Source organism: Vibrio sp. Isolate25, assembly GCF_022398025.1.
In the GTDB taxonomy this organism is placed as follows: domain Bacteria; phylum Pseudomonadota; class Gammaproteobacteria; order Enterobacterales; family Vibrionaceae; genus Vibrio; species Vibrio coralliilyticus_A.
In genome coordinates this window covers 185,367-200,701 of the sequence record NZ_JAKEUT010000004.1, presented here as the reverse complement: position 1 = coordinate 200,701, position 15,335 = coordinate 185,367, and the positions used below count along the sequence as shown (strand labels likewise).

The window sequence follows — 15,335 nt, the reverse complement described above, 5'->3', positions numbered from 1 at the left end:
TAAAGCCTGCCTGGTTATTATACCGAACGATAAAAAATCATAAAAATACCTGAAGTTTCTTATAAGAAACATTTGTGATCTATGTTTTGATTTTAGCTTAAAATTCCAAATTATATTTGAATTTTAATTAGAGTTATTACTTTAATTGATGCTTTAACATTATCAATATTGAGACATATAACTGAGAGCACTTTAGCAACATCTGAATGAAGAGCTATTCACTGTTATAACGATCACTTAAAAACTAATGTATACAAAAAATTTTCCTTTTTAAACAGATATTTGTATAAAAACCCATCATCTGCTCTTTTTATATTTAACTCATTTAATACTGTTTAAATTAAATAACAAAAGTGGTATTAAGATCATTAAAAGAACAAAGTCTGTATCATTTCCGAGCAAGAATGTCATAGGCCAATCATGGTTTAAACTGAATTAATGTCACACTTTGTACTAATTGATTAGTATAAGAATTCAATTAATTCACCTAAAAAATCCCTTTCCCGCAATCCATTGATCGTGGTACTAAATAAAACACGGGGATTGATTTGGAATATAGCTTGATTCCAAGAGGTATTTATTCTCGTTCAAGGATGACAACAAAATATCATGGAAAGTTAACTAACGTTTAAATTGTTATTAAGTAATAACTCTTTACGAGGATTTTTGTATGCAAAATAACAGAACTAAAGTGTTAGGGACGCTTACCCTACTCTCTTCTTTGTTTGCTGCACATGCGTTTGCTGATATTCAGATACTTGGAAGTGAAAGTGAAATTTCTCAGTCAATTACTGAGCACTATCAGCAATCAACTCAGTTTTACAACGGACACTTGGCTAAGACCGATTTACTCTACATCAATGTAGGAACCGCATCTGATGATGATATAGCACAGGCAAAATCTCATGTTGTGAAAGGTGATACAGTGGTTATCGACCTAAAACAAGTTTCCGGTGACGATGCAAAAATTGAGTTAAGCCAATCGTTAACAGGGCTTGGTAGTGACGCACCTGTAGTGGTCACTGGAATGTATCAAGGCGACAATATCATCAACTCTATTGTGGCGGACGTTCGTGACGAAAACGGTGAGCCAGTGAATAACCCATCGGCTGAATTAGAAAGCATTAAGCAATCATTGGTTCATGCACTTGATCGCCTTGGTTTTGGAGGGGAGTAACATGAAAACTTCTACTATTTTCACACTTTCCTTGCTTGCGGCTTCTGTCAACGCGTTTGCGGATGATTACGTTCCTGTTGTTGAGAAAGTCTACTACATCACCAGTTCCAAGCTGACGTGTAATTTGTATACCAGTAAAGATTTCGAAACGAAACGAGATTGGTGTAACGCGGGGGCCTCGGTTGATATTCGCGTTAACGTATCCCAAATGCGTTCGGTTCAGTCATCAACTTCACAAGGTTTTACACCTGACGCTAAGATCGTGCGCTTTACCGTTGAAGCTGATAAACCTGGCACAGGTTTCCACCTTGTCGATGATCTTCAACAGGATCACAGCTGGTTCCAAAGCTGGGCGAATCGACGTACATATATAGGTCCATTTGCAAGCAGTTACGAGCTATGGGTAAAACCAGTTTCAGGTTACGTACCAAAGAAAGTCAGCGACTTTCCTCATAACGAGAATAAGAATTACCAGCATCGTGATACACATGGCTACTCTATCGGTATTAATGGCTCTGCTGGTGCGGAGGTTGGCAAAGATGGGCCTAAAGTCAGCGCAGAAGTCAGTGGTTCATTCAGCTATAAGAATGAAAAAACATTGGTGTTTGATACCAAAGACTACCGTGTAAACAACCGTTCTTCACTCAGTGATTTTGAGGTTGCTTTTGAGCGTGAATTTGATGAATGTGAAGAGCTACGCCGTGAAGAACTAGGCTGCTACTTTACATCTGCACACTGGGGAAGCGGATGGGTATTCGATAAATCGAAATTCAACCCAATCTCTTACGCTAACTTCAAACCTAACTACGACGTCATCTACGAAGCTCCAGTCTCTCAGACAGGAACTACGGATTTTGAAATCGGTGCGAAGTTTATTGCCAAAGCACGCTATGGCGACGTTATTCCCTCGGCACTCTTCTCCGTCTATGGACCTGGCGGCTGGGCAACAACAGGTTGGTCCATTCCGCGTACAGTTCGTATAGACTGGAGTCACCCACTGTTTGAAGCTGAGGCACACGTGACCTTGCAGTCGTTAAGCAACAACGACTTGTGCCTAGACGTTTATGGTACCAACGGTGATAAAGAAGCCGAGGGTGGTCAAGTGGATGGCTGGAGCTGTCACGGAAGTTGGAACCAAACTTGGGGCCTAGATAGTAATGAGCGTTACCGCAGCCGTGTTGCACCAGACCGATGTCTGACGGTTTCTGATGATAAGAACCTAACCGTTGAGTCATGTAGCTCTAACCTTGCTCAAAAATGGTTCTGGGAAGGTGACAAGCTGATCAGTCGCTACGTCGATGGTACCAATAAACGTTATGTGCTTAACATTCTAGACGGTCGTAACGTTGGAGTAACGCCTGAAGATCAAGCAACACACGCGAGATGGAAACCAACACTACAAAAAATCAAACTGTAATTTTGTAATGAAGCTAAAACGGAAGACACTGTCTTCCGTTTTTATTTGGAAACACTCTTTTTAGACAGAGAAGCTCGGATAGAAAACCACTCTAACTTGGCTGATTAATAGTTAGCCTGTTCCAGATGTTTGTTCAAATCGTCGCTTTGATTACACAAAAAAACGAGGACTGAGATCGTTCGTAATAGTACGTTTCTCTTATATCTATAATTAATTTCAAGCCAAATAGCGTTGCGATTCTTGTGCCACAAAATTAGGTAGAAGAAGTTAATCTTATGTTTCATTTTTAGCAGGTGCATAACTTAAACGGCCCTATTATTGTTATCAGTAGGTTTACAAACCGTTACATAGTGAGGGCCAGATGAAAGTACTAATCCAATATACTCAAACCGGTAAATATCGCGATCACGCTTGGGAAGCCTATACTCTTAGAGCTAAAGGCGATATTCATGCGGTCACTCCTTCTTACGCAGCACAGCTCATAAAGCAAAATAAAGCCAACTTGTTCACCATAGAAGATTCTGACATCGTCATTGCGCCATAATAGAAAAGTTCTCAACGATTACGCTGAGAACTTCTTATTGTTTGATTTACAGAAAAGTGCCCATCATCAGTCAATATAGGCGGCCCTTTATTGGTAGGAGTATGAGTTAAACTATGATGAAGTTGGCGATTATCGCTCAGATCTCGATAATATTTTGATATTAAAGCATTCAGTTATAGTGCGTTAAATGGTGCTTGTCTTAACTCAGACACTCAAGTCAATACGGCCAGGGTTACAATTACGGATAGCTTTTAATGCCTCTGGTGGCATCTGAACGTTGGCGAACCAAAATGGCTTATGCTTGTTAACAAAAACACTACTACGATCAAGCGCATCATATATTGAATAGGCTTGAGCTTGGGCTAAAGCAACCCCGTAAGGGCTTCGCTCTAATATGGGAATGTCATCTAAATCTTCAAGTAAAGCATTCTTTAGGTGTATATTTCTGGGTGACCACTCAATATGCTCTACCACTTTACGTGTTAGTAAACTTTCTAAACCAAGAATAACGTCTGGAAGCACACTCATAATGGGCTTAATCTCCGCGCAAGCGTAATATTCTTCACGACGATTCTTATCACGATAGAACTGCATTCGTTCTACTAAGGTATCTTCGAACATCATCGGGAAGTTGTTAACAATAGCAAACTGGCTAATAGTCCGTAAAATGCCGATTGCTATTCCCTGCTCAGGTGATTTTACACCAGCATCCTCTAGGCGAATACGAGTAACATTTGCTGTCAAAATCATATGTTGCCAAAGTTTTGGAGCTATCAGCTTAGTGGTTGGTTCATCCCAACGTAGCAGAGGCTTAACCATTAAGATTGGAAACAAAACACGACTGTTATCAATACCAAGCAAGCCTATTGCCATCTTCGTGTCAGTGAAACTTCTTACCGTTTTACCCAAACGAGCACAAAACTTGGGATTCCTGCATAGTTCGAAAAGATTATTCTTTAATTGATTGTCGTTGACGGCTAAAACATCGAGCTTGCTATAACTGACTGAGGGCGAATACGCGATGCTTAAAAAATAAGAAAAATCGGGGAAACGCCCGAATAACTTTAACACCTCTAGCTCTGCAAGCTTTTCTATCATTCCTTCTGTCGCTAACTTGGAAATGTCCCCTATTACACTCTCATGTATCTTCTGCCTTGCTTCTGCTGCTTGGCGCCTCTCCTCGACTTTACTACTTTCACATTCCAGTAAGAGGCGCTGGTTTTTCATTACTCGCTCTTTTTCATTGAGAATCACTGTGTCGCAAAACTCACTCTGCCGACTGAGCACTGAATCAACGTCTGACTGATCAAGCACATACTTAATACTAACAAGCCATTTGGCGTAACGTTCTCTGGTTGATGCAGCTATTGCTCCAGCCAGCTGATTTGCTTCTTCATTGTATTTTTTGTTGGTAAGTAGCAAACAGAAATACCCCATGGGAAGAATCATTATTTAACATTAGCACAAACAATTACATCTAAGAGTGCTGACTAAAAACCTAATAGCAAAAGCCCCAGTGATTGATGCCAATCACTGGGGCTTAGGTATAAATGATGTTCTGTTAATGCGCTTTTTTCTTACCTTTGGACTGAAAACCTTGATGAGGGAACACATTTCTTATCCGCTGCTGGATCTTCTTCGGCACTTGTTTAGAAAAGACAAGTTTCATTCCTGTCCGTTGCTGATAGACTTTAAATTCGCCATCGAAAGGATCGCGCTCAGCAATATCGAGAACATTGTGGCGAAAAGTAGGAGGAAAGTGACCTTTTTCCTTAGTGATTTGCCCCAACTTAAATTGAACTCGCAAGACAGGTCTATCAACAGCTACCAGCCAAAAGATAACAATGGCCGCCACTAAAATTACATAAAGCATATCTACTCCTTAATCTAGTAACTTACTCAGATCCTCTTTGAGAGTGTTGACTGCTCTGCTTGCCTTTTCACTTCTAGAGGCCTCTGAAAGCAGATATTCAATGGCATCAGACAAAGTACAGCCCAGTTCATTTGCCCGCGTTGACAGCTTTTCCCAAACTCGATAGTCCAAGTCAATTGACTTTTTCTTGGTGTGTATCTGTTCGGCATTAAAATGGCGCTTACGCTTTGCTCGAATGGCTTGTTTGAGTTTATTGTCTAACTCAAGAGACATGTGAAGTTCTATCCACTCCAGAACTTTTGTTGGCTCATGCTCAAGGTTACGCAACTCATTCACCGCAGCATCAGCTTCACTAGTGTCAACGTGACGAGTGATCTCCTCACCGTTTTTCCATTTACTAATGAGATAATTCCACTTCCAACCACATTCTAAATTTTCAAGCTGTTGATATTTCATTGTAAGCAGTTCCATTGAATTTGGGTGACAGCGTAACTCAGCGTCACTATAGATACAATCTTTATTGTAGAAAAATCGACCTAGATCATCACATTAAATTGGCTATGTCATACTTAGCGGTTTTTCTATATAATTTCTGACCTTTTCAAGCACATGAATACTGTCGATGAACCAAGAAAGCTGGCATGCCGTCACACCGCAATACTCCCATTATGACGATGTTATATCGCAATTTGAAAGCCTACCCCATGTTAGCTTTCTCGATGTTCAACCTCGATTAAAGCAAGCCTTGTCAACCTTTGCTGAGATTAAAGGCTTTTCCAGAATTCTCGTAATCAATTCACCTGATAATGCTTTCTACCGCACAAGTATTAAAAACGGTTTATCTTCGTTATCTAACAGCCCCATTATTTCATCTGAAAGCATTAATATAAACGAGTTGCTTGGCACTTATTCATGTAACAAGCTTGGTGAAATTGTCTCACAAAAACAAGGTCTTTTAGAAAAAGTAAATGGCGGTTATCTTGTAGTATCGGCGAATATTCTTCTGGCGAATCCAAGTAGTTGGCCAATGCTTAAATCTGTCTTTCTTGGCGGACAGGTTAGCCCAGTCAACGTCACACCAAGCAACATTGCAAACGACTGCCCTATTTCAGCTTACAACGTTAAACTCGTTGTCGTTGGCAATAGAGATCAGATCGCAGATTTAGAGTACTTGGATGGTGAACTCTATAATGGCTTGGCTTCTTATACCGAGATCGAACACGAAGTCACATTAAGTGAACAATCTATCAGACCGTATTTAGGGTATCTGTCTTCCTTGCTAAAAGAATACGGTTTGCCATCGCTTTCTGCAGCATCTATTCATCGCCTAATGGTCGCTGGTGCAAGGTATACCGAAGATCAACGCTATATGCCGATTGAGCCACTGTGGTATCTCTCGCTCTTTCAAGAAGCATCCCTCTACTCCGATGGGCTGCAGATTAGTGAAAGCGCACTAGATAAAGCTATAGAAGCAAAATATCAGCGTGAGTCATATCTTCCGGAGCGTGCATTATCTGATATCTTAGATGGACAAGTGATTATTGAAACTCAGGGTGAGTGTATTGGCCAAGTAAATGGTCTGACGGTCATCGATGTTTCAGGTCATCCTCTTCCTTACGGTGAGCCCGCACGTATTTCATGTGTTATCCATTTTGGTGATGGCGATATTTCCGATGTGGAACGGAAAGCTGAGCTAGGTGGTAACCTCCATGCAAAAGGCATGATGATCATGCAAGCATTTGTCTCAAGCGCGCTACAATTGGATGAGCCGTTGCCTTATTCGGCTTCAGTTGTATTTGAACAGTCCTATTGTGAGGTTGATGGCGACAGCGCCACGCTCGCGGAGTTGTGCTCTTTTGTCAGTGCCCTATCTGAATATCCAATTAATCAACAGATCGCAGTCACTGGTGCGGTAGATCAATTTGGACGAGTGCAAGCAGTCGGTGGCCTTAACGAGAAGATTGAAGGTTTCTACCATGTTTGTAAACACCAAGGCCTCACTGGCCAACAAGGGGTGATTTTACCCAAAACGAATCTAAAACATTTAGCCCTTCATAAAGATGTAGTAGAAAGCATTAAGAATGATGAGTTCCATATTTGGTCGGTGGAAACGGTTGATGAAGCTATTCCTATCATTATGGGCAAACCATTCCGTGGAGATGATGAAACTAGCGTGATTCATAAAATTGCGGAACGAATTGATAACTATGAAAAACATGAACATCCACAGGGAATTGTGGAACGCATCAAAAACTGGTTCTCTTAGAGCAAAGATTAGTCACATTTAGACTGATCGGAGTTGTTTAGCGTACACGTGTTCACTAACATGCTGCTATCAAAATTTGGAGTAATTGATAATGCAAAACAAACGTGATTCTTATAACCGCGAAGATCTATTAGCTTCTAGCCAAGGTGAGCTATTTGGCCCAGGTTACCCCCAGCTACCTGCACCTAACATGCTAATGATGGACCGCGTCACTAAGATGTCTGAAACTGAAGGTGATTTCGGTAAAGGTCTAATTCTAGCAGAACTCGATATTACTCCTGATCTCTGGTTCTTCGATTGTCACTTCCCTGGTGACCCAGTGATGCCTGGCTGTCTAGGCCTTGATGCGATGTGGCAACTTGTTGGCTTCTTCCTTGGTTGGGTTGGTGGCAAAGGTAAAGGCCGAGCTCTAGGTGTGGGTGAAGTGAAATTCACTGGTCAAATCCTACCTACTGCAAAGAAAGTTACTTATGAAATTCATATGAAACGAGTCGTTAACCGTAAGCTTGTAATGGGTCTAGCTGATGGCCGCGTTCTTGTAGATGGAAAAGAAATCTACGTAGCGAAAGACCTTAAAGTAGGCCTTTTCCAAGATACATCTGCGTTTTAAGTAAGTCTTTTTCTAAGCGACTCGGTTGAGTCGCTTTTTTGTTGCCAATGAATTTAGTTATAGTGCGTTAAAAATGCAAACAAAAGCCCCGAATTTTCGGGGCTTTTGTGTTCCTTATATCGTATGTGGATTGAGTCTGTTATTTGTAGAGACCAGAGTGTTTATCTTCCCTGGCATCGCGCCAACCACCGAGCCAATAAGATCGAGCATCCATCTGTTGATATGGACATGAGTCCGTTGAGCGGCCATTTAAGCCTGCTTTATAGCCTTGAGATTGAGCTCTTTCTAAGCGGTCACGCTTTTGTCTCTTCATAGTGTCGTCCTCATACATAAAGTTTTTCTAACGTACTACTATTAACTTTTTGTGGAGCTTTTATGACTCCACCATTAAGAATCGATCAAAATCTGGTCTTTCTCAAGGCATAAAAAAAGCACAGGCTCAAAAATGTGAACCTGTGCCCTAGATGAAAATTTAATCTATTTTCTACGGAACCCTAAGAAAGCAAGTAGAGTCAGAGCTAAGAAACCAAGCGAAGATCCTTTGCGCTCGACTGTCTCAGTGCGGAAGCTTCTCGCTTGAATATCATCTTTTCCACTTCCAGCAATAGGCACCAGTTTAACCGCGACCACCTTTTCAACCCCAATAGCGCCACCTTGACAGTATGAATCAACTTCAGTGGTGTCGTAACCATTTGTACATTTAAGCGCAGTAGCAGCAATGACACCTGCATCATTGATATCTGCTGCATCAATAATTCGGTATTGGTTATTATTTGTGGAAACAGAACCATCGTTAGTGAGGTCATCTAGAATCCAAGCTTTGCTATTAAATATAGATGAACGACGTGTAGAGTTTGTGTCAGTAGCGTTGAGGGGATTTATAAATGCTCGCTTAGCTCGCTCCACTCCATCAACTTCAGCCGAGCTACTGATATCAACGCTACCGACCACTTCATTAAAGTTGTTGATCCCGCCCATGGTGCCACCAGCTCCATCAAAGAAGATTCCACCGCTAAAGTAGGTGGCTGTAGGTGAGCTTTTCACATCAGCAATATAAAACAGTCTATTTGAAGCAGCGCGATTCTCTGGCTTATCACCCGCTCGCTTTGCACTACCTACTGCGACAAAGTTGTCATTAATAGATGAAACGACTGAATTGCTATAGATATAGTCAGAACCGCTTGTTGCATTGGCAACTGATTTAATCCCCGTACCTTTTGCATCATCAGAGCTAAAAGACCATTTAGTCACATCAGTTGGCGCTGCGCTCATATCACCAACAAATACGGTCGCATCCATCCTTTGATCAGTGTAGGTGTTATAGCCGACAGCATAGAACAGATTACCATCTACTCTGAAGTCTCTGATACTTGCCTGGCCCAAAACATCAGAGTCAATGGTTGCTCCACCATCACCAAAGCCTATTTCTAATGAATCAGAACTATCCCAAATAGCAGCTTGAGAATAAAAGTGTGACCCATTAGCATTATCTTGTTTACGAGAAATACTACCAACGGTATAGGTACCATCGGTTTTCCAAGCTCGTGTTTGCACTACACCAGTAGGATCATCTGATGGTAGCGTTAAATCCGAAGCACCAACAAATGCCACATTTCTTGTGTTTCCATCACGTTTATTACCAACCGGATCCGTTCCATCTAGACTATTAATAACTGCGTTGGTTGTCGAAACTGCCGCCGTTTCTCCCTCGACAAAAGCAATCGAATTTAAATAGTTGCTCGATAGCTCTTTAGCATAGCCATTCCATTCATCTGTAGACCAAGTGTCACAATCTGCATAACGAAGCTGAGCATTACAATAGCTTTCAAAATCCGCTTGATCATCCACGTAGTTAAAAGCATTATCCATCGCGAACGGAACTTCTTCTCGGTAGCTAATGCCTTCTTTCCAGTTGCGTGTTTCTGCAGCAATTTTGAAATCAGAATCTGCACAAGTGCCACCAAAACACCCTAATGTCGGATCGGGACCTGCCCCTTGCTCAACCGCTGTTCCGTAATATTCCGTGGTATATCCACCAAGACTGTATGTATCGTTAAGAGACTCATCAATCTCAACAACTTTATATATAGCGGCATTCACCCCAAAAGATGTGGCTACAGCCAATGTAACGGATGATAGTTTAAAGATTTTACTACTCATTGTTTGTTAACTTTCCTGTTGCATTGCTTCAAGTTCTTCCCAACGCTCGAAAGCAATTTCAAGTTCCTGCTCTACGGCAGAAAGCTTATCTAAAATTGGTTGTGTCTGCTCTACTGGTTGAGAGAAGAAATCAGGATCATTGACCTGCTCTTGCAGCGATTCCAACTCAGCTTCCAGTGCTTCAAGTTTTGCCGGCAGTGCTTCTAATTCACGCTGCAGTTTATAGGATAACTTCTTCGGCTTACTCTTTACAGACACTGTTTTGGGAGGTGCCTCAACCTGTTTCTCAGCCTTGTTCGGTTTTTCGACCGTACGAGCTTTCTTTGTTTGTTCACGTTGCTGCTGGGCATCATGATAACCGCCAACAAACTCTTCTATTCTACCTTCACCTTCAAAGATCCAACTCGTCATAACTGTGTTATCTACAAATTGTCGATCATGGCTTACAAGCAGCAACGTACCCTGATAATTGGCAAGTAAATCTTCCAAAAGTTCCAACGTTTCGATATCTAAGTCGTTGGTTGGTTCATCTAAAACTAATAAGTTGTTTGGTTTTAGCAAGATACGAGCAAGTAATAAACGGTTTTTTTCGCCACCGGATAGCGCTTTCACCGGCGTCCGCGCTCGCTTAGGTGCAAATAAGAAGTCCTGAAGATAACTCAAGGCATGGCGCTGACGACCACCTACCATCACTTCTTGTTTCCCATCAGCAAGGTTATCGATAACAGACTTCTCAGGATCGAGCATTTCTCGGTATTGATCGAAATAAGCTACTTCCAACTTGGTCCCACAATGAAGTCGACCCGAATCAGGTTGAAGATCACCAAGCAATAACTTGAGTAAGGTGCTCTTACCGCAGCCATTAGGTCCAATCAAGGCAATGCGGTCTCCACGCATGATATTGAAAGAAAAGTCCTTCACTATCGGCTTGCCATCAATATTGAAGTTGATACTTTCCGCTTCGAAAACGATCTTTCCAGAACGAGCCGCGTCGTCAACCTGAATATTGGCTTTGCCCTGCACTTCACGACGATCTTTACGCTCTTCACGGAGCTTTTTCAGGGCTCTAACTCGCCCTTCATTGCGGGTTCTTCGAGCTTTAATGCCTTGACGTATCCACACTTCTTCCTGAGCGAGTTTTTTATCAAACTCCGCATTTTGCATCTCTTCGACACGCAGCATTTCTTCTTTATCAACGAGGTAATTGTCGTAGTTACCTGGAAATGAGGCTAATTTACCGCGATCAAGATCGACAATACGAGTCGCCATGGACTTAATAAAGGCTCGGTCGTGAGAAATAAAGATAATTGAGCCGCGAAAATCTTTCAGGAAGTTCTCTAGCCATTCGATCGTCGTCACGTCTAGATGGTTAGTCGGCTCGTCGAGCAGCAAAACATCAGGGTCTCGTACTAAAGCTCTAGCCAACGCAGCCTTACGCTGCCAGCCACCAGATAGATCCGTCAGCTTTGTATGCCCGTCAAGCTTCAACGCACCAAGAACATTTTTAATCCGATCTTCGAAACGCCAAGCACCTGAATGCTCAAGTTGCTCTTGAATCCGTGCAAGTTTATTAATGTTCTGCTCTGTTGGCTGAGTGGCAATCAGATCGAGCTGATCTTGGTAGATCTTTAAATGTTCCCCAATTTCCGCTAGCCCACCAGCCACATAGTCAAAAACCGTTCCTTCTTGATTACGTGGTGGATCTTGCTCAAGGCGAGACACAACGACATCTTGAGTCACCGTCAGTTTGCCGTCATCCAAAGTTACTTCGCCGGCAAGAACTTTCATTAATGTCGATTTACCCGCTCCATTGCGACCGACTAGACAGACACGTTCATTTTCTTGAAGCGCAAAGTCTGCATTATCAAGTAGCGGGTGATCACCGTATGCCAGCAATCCATTATTTATGGTAAGTAATGCCATTTTGTTCCAACCAATGTTGTAATTCTTGTAAATCAAATGGCCAGTTCAACTCTTCACCGTTGATATTAAGAACGGGAATAGTGACGCCGTAACGAGAAAATAGCTCATCATCGAATGCAATATCGACAATCTCTACGTCCTGGCTGACCTTTGCTTGTTGGCAAAGGTCATAGGCCATCTCACAGAGATGGCACCCTTCTGTACTGTAAAGTGTGATCAAATCTTGGCCTACTATTCTGTGTGAGTCACAATCCAGCAGTTGTGAATATGTTTATTGCGAGAAAAGTCTAACGGCAAAGTTTGACTCGATATATTTTTCGCATTGAGATTCAATTCACTCATCGCTTCCATGTCCATTTTGAACTGTCGTTTATTGTTCGAGAATACGATGGTTCCACCCGGACGTAGCAGTCGCTTCAGATTTTTCATCAACTGAATATGGTCTCTTTGAACATCAAAACTTTGCTGCATCCTCTTCGAGTTAGAGAACGTCGGAGGATCAATAAAAATTAGGTCAAACTGTGAATTTGAACTTTCTAGCCACTGCAAGCAGTCTGCCTGTTCAAATTTGTGCTGCCTCCCTACCTGACCATTAAGCTTCATGTTTTCTTTAGCCCACTCAAGATAGGTATTAGACATATCCACTGTTGTTGTCGATTTCGCACCACCACAGGCCGCATGAACGGTACCTGAACCTGTGTAAGCAAACAAGTTCAAGAAGTCTTTACCTTTGGCCATTTCACCCAACTTGCGACGAGTTAGCTTATGATCAAGGAACAAGCCCGTATCGAGGTAGCCATGCAGATTGACAATCAAATTAACGCCATATTCGTTAACATGCATGGTTTCAGATTCTTGGGAGAGTTTTTGATACTGTGAGCGTCCCTTTTGCTTCTCTCGGACCTTAAGCACAACCTTATTTGCTTCCGTACCAGTCACTTGAATTGCTGCACGAATGATATCCGTTAAACGGCGCTTAGCCTTCTCTTCTGGGATATTCTTTGGCGCCGCGTATTCTTGGATCACAAGATGATCGAGGTAAACATCAATAGCTACGTTATATTCAGGTAGGTCTGCATCATAGATTCGGTAGCAATCGAGCTTTTCTTTGCGCGCCCATTTGCCAATTTTGGCAATGTTCTTCTTCAATCGGTTAGAGAAATCAGGAGCAATTAACGACTCTGTGACATTGTCACCTTCATTTTCTACCGGACGCTCACTAATCAAGTAGTTCTTCTGGTGACAAGGTAACGCACCATTATTCAGTTTGAACTGTTTATCTGCGCGCATGCGCAAACAGCTTAAAAGCTCGTCAGAACTAGAGAATATAGACGCTTGGCAGCCACCAAATTCAGATTTTAGCTGGGCACCAAATGCGGTGTACAGAGCAATTAAGCCTGGATGCGTCCCTAAACGCTCACCATATGGCGGGTTTGAAACAATAACGCCTGCTGTAAACTCTTTAGGACGTTTAACTTGAGCGGCATCGCCAAGATTAAATTCAATCAGAGCATCAACACCTGCTCGACGGGCGTTGTCTTTTGCCGTTTTAAGTACTTTTGCATCGTTGTCAAAGCCGAAAAACTTAGTGTCAACTTTTTTGACGCCCTTTCTCGCCTGTACTGCTGCTTCTGATTTAATCTCAGCCCAAAGCTCAGGTTCAAAGTCTTCTAGTGACTCAAAGCCCCATTTTTCACGATTGACGCCTGGTGCCATATTCGCGGCCATCATGGCTGCTTCAATCAATAGCGTGCCTGAACCACACATAGGGTCTAACAGAGGCTTATCAGCACTCCAGCCACTACGTAGAATAATGGCGGCAGCTAGGGTTTCGCGAAGTGGCGCACGACCAGACTCAGGACGATAACCACGTTGGTGCAGGCCGCCCCCCACCATATCCACGCCAAGAATCGCTTTATCGCGATGCAGGCGAACATGGATACGAAGATCTGCACGATCTTTACTGATCGACGGTCTTGGCAAGTTCTTTTTCTCGAAACTATCCACTACGGCATCTTTCACTTTCATTGCGCCGTATTGGCTATTGCGGATTTCTCGGTTAGTACCATTGAAATCAACAACAAACATCTTCGAACTATGGAATTGGTTTACCCAGTTCACTGAAGACGTTGCTAGATAGAGATCCATATCATCGTTACAAGTGAACTCGGATAACACACGGACGAAACGCGACGCTAAGCGGCTCCATAAGCAACAACGATAAATTTGCTCATTTGATGCTTTAAAGCGTACCCCTGCTTGAACAGGTTTGGCATTAGTGATCCCTAGCTTAGTTAACTCTTCAACCAACAAGTTTTCCAAACCGTTGGACGTAACCGCAAGATATTGATGCATAGTGTTTTTAAATTCTTGATAAATGACCCTTCATTATACCTGTCCCATAACAATTTCGTTAGCCCAATCCGAGTCAATCTCCCACTCAATTCACTTGATTGAGCAAAACATCATCAATGTTGATTTGATCCATAAATTCCAAAGTACTCGTTAGTGTCTTTTCGATTTCCTACCTATTTTTTGCTTTAAGGTGATAGTGAATACTTATTCACAGTAATTTTGGACTATACCAAGCTGCATTTAATGTGTAATAAATTTTCATTTTTGAGCTAATTGGGGAATAAATAACAACTCGCAGCTCTGCTATCATCAATAACAGGAATATTTTATTGATAGTTAAATCGAAAATTTATGGGTTAATTACGGATGTACCCTATCAATACACGCCGAGCAGGCAAAAAAAAAGTCGGCACACAGGCCGACGGGGAAATGAAACAAAGGAACGAATAGTTAGCTGACCAGAGCCATGGGCTGTGTCTGACCAGCGAAAAGATGGTTGATATTAGCCATACGGTCATGCATCACTTTTATTGCCTGACCAAATGCGAGAGATTTCACGCCATTAAGAACAAAGGCGTCCAAATTAATAGATGCGCATAGACTTGCGTTATCTCCTACTTCCAGAACCAGGAAGCATCCATCACTGTAGCTATTAGATAACTGGACAAAGTCCCCTTCTTTAGGAGTATCAAGACCATTCGAGAGACAATCAAAAAACCAGCTCTTGGGCTGTACTGGTTTATGGAAACGCTTGGCAGCAACACAGTAAAGTGCCAGTTCTGCTTGGCGAGGTTCTGAAAGGTCTAAATGGGCGATTTGCTCTTTATAGGTTTGATAAGCAGATGCGTCATCAACGGAGAACTCATTCACACCTATTGCACAATCTACAATCAACTTTTTGGAAAGATTTGTCTTGAATACCATATCATCACCCAGATCCAGCATTAGGTGCTGCTCTGCGTCATCATAGTACCAAGTCCATTTGTCACTCGGTTTAAGCATCATTCCAA

The 15,335-nt window shown here is 42.2% G+C and carries 14 protein-coding genes; 5 read left to right on the top strand and 9 right to left on the bottom strand.

Annotated features, from left to right (window positions below; translation table 11 throughout):
* The first annotated feature begins 670 nt into the window (after positions 1-670).
* The 3 genes from L1D15_RS12005 (at position 671) to L1D15_RS11995 (ending at position 3,138) form a co-directional block, all read left to right on the top strand.
* The gene (locus tag L1D15_RS12005; protein WP_239875802.1) at positions 671-1,177 is read left to right on the top strand and encodes a cytolysin secretion protein; all 507 of its coding nucleotides are present in this window, start codon (positions 671-673) and stop codon (positions 1,175-1,177) included.
* Between the two features lies 1 nt (position 1,178).
* Positions 1,179-2,594 (top strand): leukocidin family pore-forming toxin, encoded by a 1,416-nt coding sequence (locus L1D15_RS12000; protein WP_239866513.1) that lies wholly within the window; start codon positions 1,179-1,181, stop codon positions 2,592-2,594.
* A gap of 361 nt (positions 2,595-2,955) precedes the next feature.
* The gene (locus L1D15_RS11995) at positions 2,956-3,138 is read left to right on the top strand and encodes a hypothetical protein (RefSeq protein ID WP_239875800.1); all 183 of its coding nucleotides are present in this window, start codon (positions 2,956-2,958) and stop codon (positions 3,136-3,138) included.
* Between the two features lie 204 nt (positions 3,139-3,342).
* On the opposite strand, the gene L1D15_RS11990 is transcribed toward L1D15_RS11995, so the two are convergent.
* From L1D15_RS11990 to matP, 3 genes are all read right to left on the bottom strand, one after another.
* On the bottom strand, positions 3,343-4,587 hold the full coding sequence (locus L1D15_RS11990) for an HDOD domain-containing protein (RefSeq protein WP_239875799.1): 1,245 nt from the start codon (positions 4,585-4,587) through the stop codon (positions 3,343-3,345).
* Positions 4,588-4,699: 112 nt separating this feature from the next.
* Positions 4,700-5,011, bottom strand: a complete 312-nt coding sequence (locus L1D15_RS11985) for a DUF3634 family protein (protein ID WP_239836415.1) — start codon at positions 5,009-5,011, stop codon at positions 4,700-4,702.
* Positions 5,012-5,020: 9 nt separating this feature from the next.
* Positions 5,021-5,467 carry a macrodomain Ter protein MatP gene (matP, locus tag L1D15_RS11980; RefSeq protein ID WP_239875798.1) on the bottom strand — a complete coding sequence of 149 codons (447 nt, stop codon included), beginning with the start codon at positions 5,465-5,467 and terminating at the stop codon, positions 5,021-5,023.
* 166 nt (positions 5,468-5,633) lie between these two features.
* On the opposite strand from matP, the gene L1D15_RS11975 reads away from it, so the two are divergent.
* Together L1D15_RS11975 and fabA are read left to right on the top strand one after the other, a co-directional pair.
* On the top strand, positions 5,634-7,277 hold the full coding sequence (locus L1D15_RS11975) for a Lon protease family protein (RefSeq protein WP_239875796.1): 1,644 nt from the start codon (positions 5,634-5,636) through the stop codon (positions 7,275-7,277).
* A gap of 91 nt (positions 7,278-7,368) precedes the next feature.
* Entirely contained in the window at positions 7,369-7,887 is a 519-nt protein-coding gene (gene fabA, locus L1D15_RS11970; RefSeq protein ID WP_004743352.1) for a bifunctional 3-hydroxydecanoyl-ACP dehydratase/trans-2-decenoyl-ACP isomerase, read from the top strand.
* A gap of 139 nt (positions 7,888-8,026) precedes the next feature.
* Here fabA and rmf read toward each other — a convergent pair whose 3' ends face one another.
* The 6 genes from rmf to L1D15_RS11940 form a co-directional block, all read right to left on the bottom strand.
* Positions 8,027-8,200 (bottom strand): ribosome modulation factor, encoded by a 174-nt coding sequence (gene rmf, locus L1D15_RS11965; RefSeq protein ID WP_006962151.1) that lies wholly within the window; start codon positions 8,198-8,200, stop codon positions 8,027-8,029.
* Between the two features lie 164 nt (positions 8,201-8,364).
* Positions 8,365-10,047 carry a DUF3466 family protein gene (locus tag L1D15_RS11960; protein ID WP_239875795.1) on the bottom strand — a complete coding sequence of 561 codons (1,683 nt, stop codon included), beginning with the start codon at positions 10,045-10,047 and terminating at the stop codon, positions 8,365-8,367.
* 6 nt (positions 10,048-10,053) lie between these two features.
* Positions 10,054-11,970 carry an ABC transporter ATP-binding protein gene (locus L1D15_RS11955; protein WP_239875794.1) on the bottom strand — a complete coding sequence of 639 codons (1,917 nt, stop codon included), beginning with the start codon at positions 11,968-11,970 and terminating at the stop codon, positions 10,054-10,056.
* Positions 11,948-12,190 (bottom strand): glutaredoxin family protein, encoded by a 243-nt coding sequence (locus L1D15_RS11950; protein ID WP_239866526.1) that lies wholly within the window; start codon positions 12,188-12,190, stop codon positions 11,948-11,950. The genes L1D15_RS11955 and L1D15_RS11950 overlap by 23 nt, the downstream gene beginning before the upstream one ends.
* An 11-nt stretch (positions 12,191-12,201) precedes the next feature.
* Positions 12,202-14,325, bottom strand: coding sequence for a bifunctional 23S rRNA (guanine(2069)-N(7))-methyltransferase RlmK/23S rRNA (guanine(2445)-N(2))-methyltransferase RlmL (gene rlmKL / locus L1D15_RS11945; protein WP_239875792.1), 2,124 nt, complete (start codon positions 14,323-14,325; stop codon positions 12,202-12,204).
* 450 nt (positions 14,326-14,775) lie between these two features.
* Positions 14,776-15,327: a cell division protein ZapC gene (locus L1D15_RS11940; RefSeq protein ID WP_239836893.1), complete on the bottom strand. Its 552-nt coding sequence runs from the start codon at positions 15,325-15,327 to the stop codon at positions 14,776-14,778.
* Positions 15,328-15,335: the final 8 nt, after the last annotated feature.

What these genes read in the sequence shown, in the direction of transcription:
- L1D15_RS11990 (WP_239875799.1), bottom strand. Translation starts at nt 4,587, where the DNA reads ATGATTCTTCCCATGGGGTATTTCTGTTTGCTACTTACCAACAAAAAA.
- L1D15_RS12000 (WP_239866513.1), top strand. Translation starts at nt 1,179, where the DNA reads ATGAAAACTTCTACTATTTTCACACTTTCCTTGCTTGCGGCTTCTGTC.
- matP (WP_239875798.1), bottom strand. Translation starts at nt 5,467, where the DNA reads ATGAAATATCAACAGCTTGAAAATTTAGAATGTGGTTGGAAGTGGAAT.
- L1D15_RS11975 (WP_239875796.1), top strand. Translation starts at nt 5,634, where the DNA reads ATGAACCAAGAAAGCTGGCATGCCGTCACACCGCAATACTCCCATTAT.
- rmf (WP_006962151.1), bottom strand. Translation starts at nt 8,200, where the DNA reads ATGAAGAGACAAAAGCGTGACCGCTTAGAAAGAGCTCAATCTCAAGGC.
- L1D15_RS11960 (WP_239875795.1), bottom strand. Translation starts at nt 10,047, where the DNA reads ATGAGTAGTAAAATCTTTAAACTATCATCCGTTACATTGGCTGTAGCC.
- L1D15_RS11995 (WP_239875800.1), top strand. Translation starts at nt 2,956, where the DNA reads ATGAAAGTACTAATCCAATATACTCAAACCGGTAAATATCGCGATCAC.
- L1D15_RS11955 (WP_239875794.1), bottom strand. Translation starts at nt 11,970, where the DNA reads ATGGCATTACTTACCATAAATAATGGATTGCTGGCATACGGTGATCAC.
- fabA (WP_004743352.1), top strand. Translation starts at nt 7,369, where the DNA reads ATGCAAAACAAACGTGATTCTTATAACCGCGAAGATCTATTAGCTTCT.
- L1D15_RS11940 (WP_239836893.1), bottom strand. Translation starts at nt 15,327, where the DNA reads ATGCTTAAACCGAGTGACAAATGGACTTGGTACTATGATGACGCAGAG.
- L1D15_RS11985 (WP_239836415.1), bottom strand. Translation starts at nt 5,011, where the DNA reads ATGCTTTATGTAATTTTAGTGGCGGCCATTGTTATCTTTTGGCTGGTA.
- rlmKL (WP_239875792.1), bottom strand. Translation starts at nt 14,325, where the DNA reads ATGCATCAATATCTTGCGGTTACGTCCAACGGTTTGGAAAACTTGTTG.
- L1D15_RS12005 (WP_239875802.1), top strand. Translation starts at nt 671, where the DNA reads ATGCAAAATAACAGAACTAAAGTGTTAGGGACGCTTACCCTACTCTCT.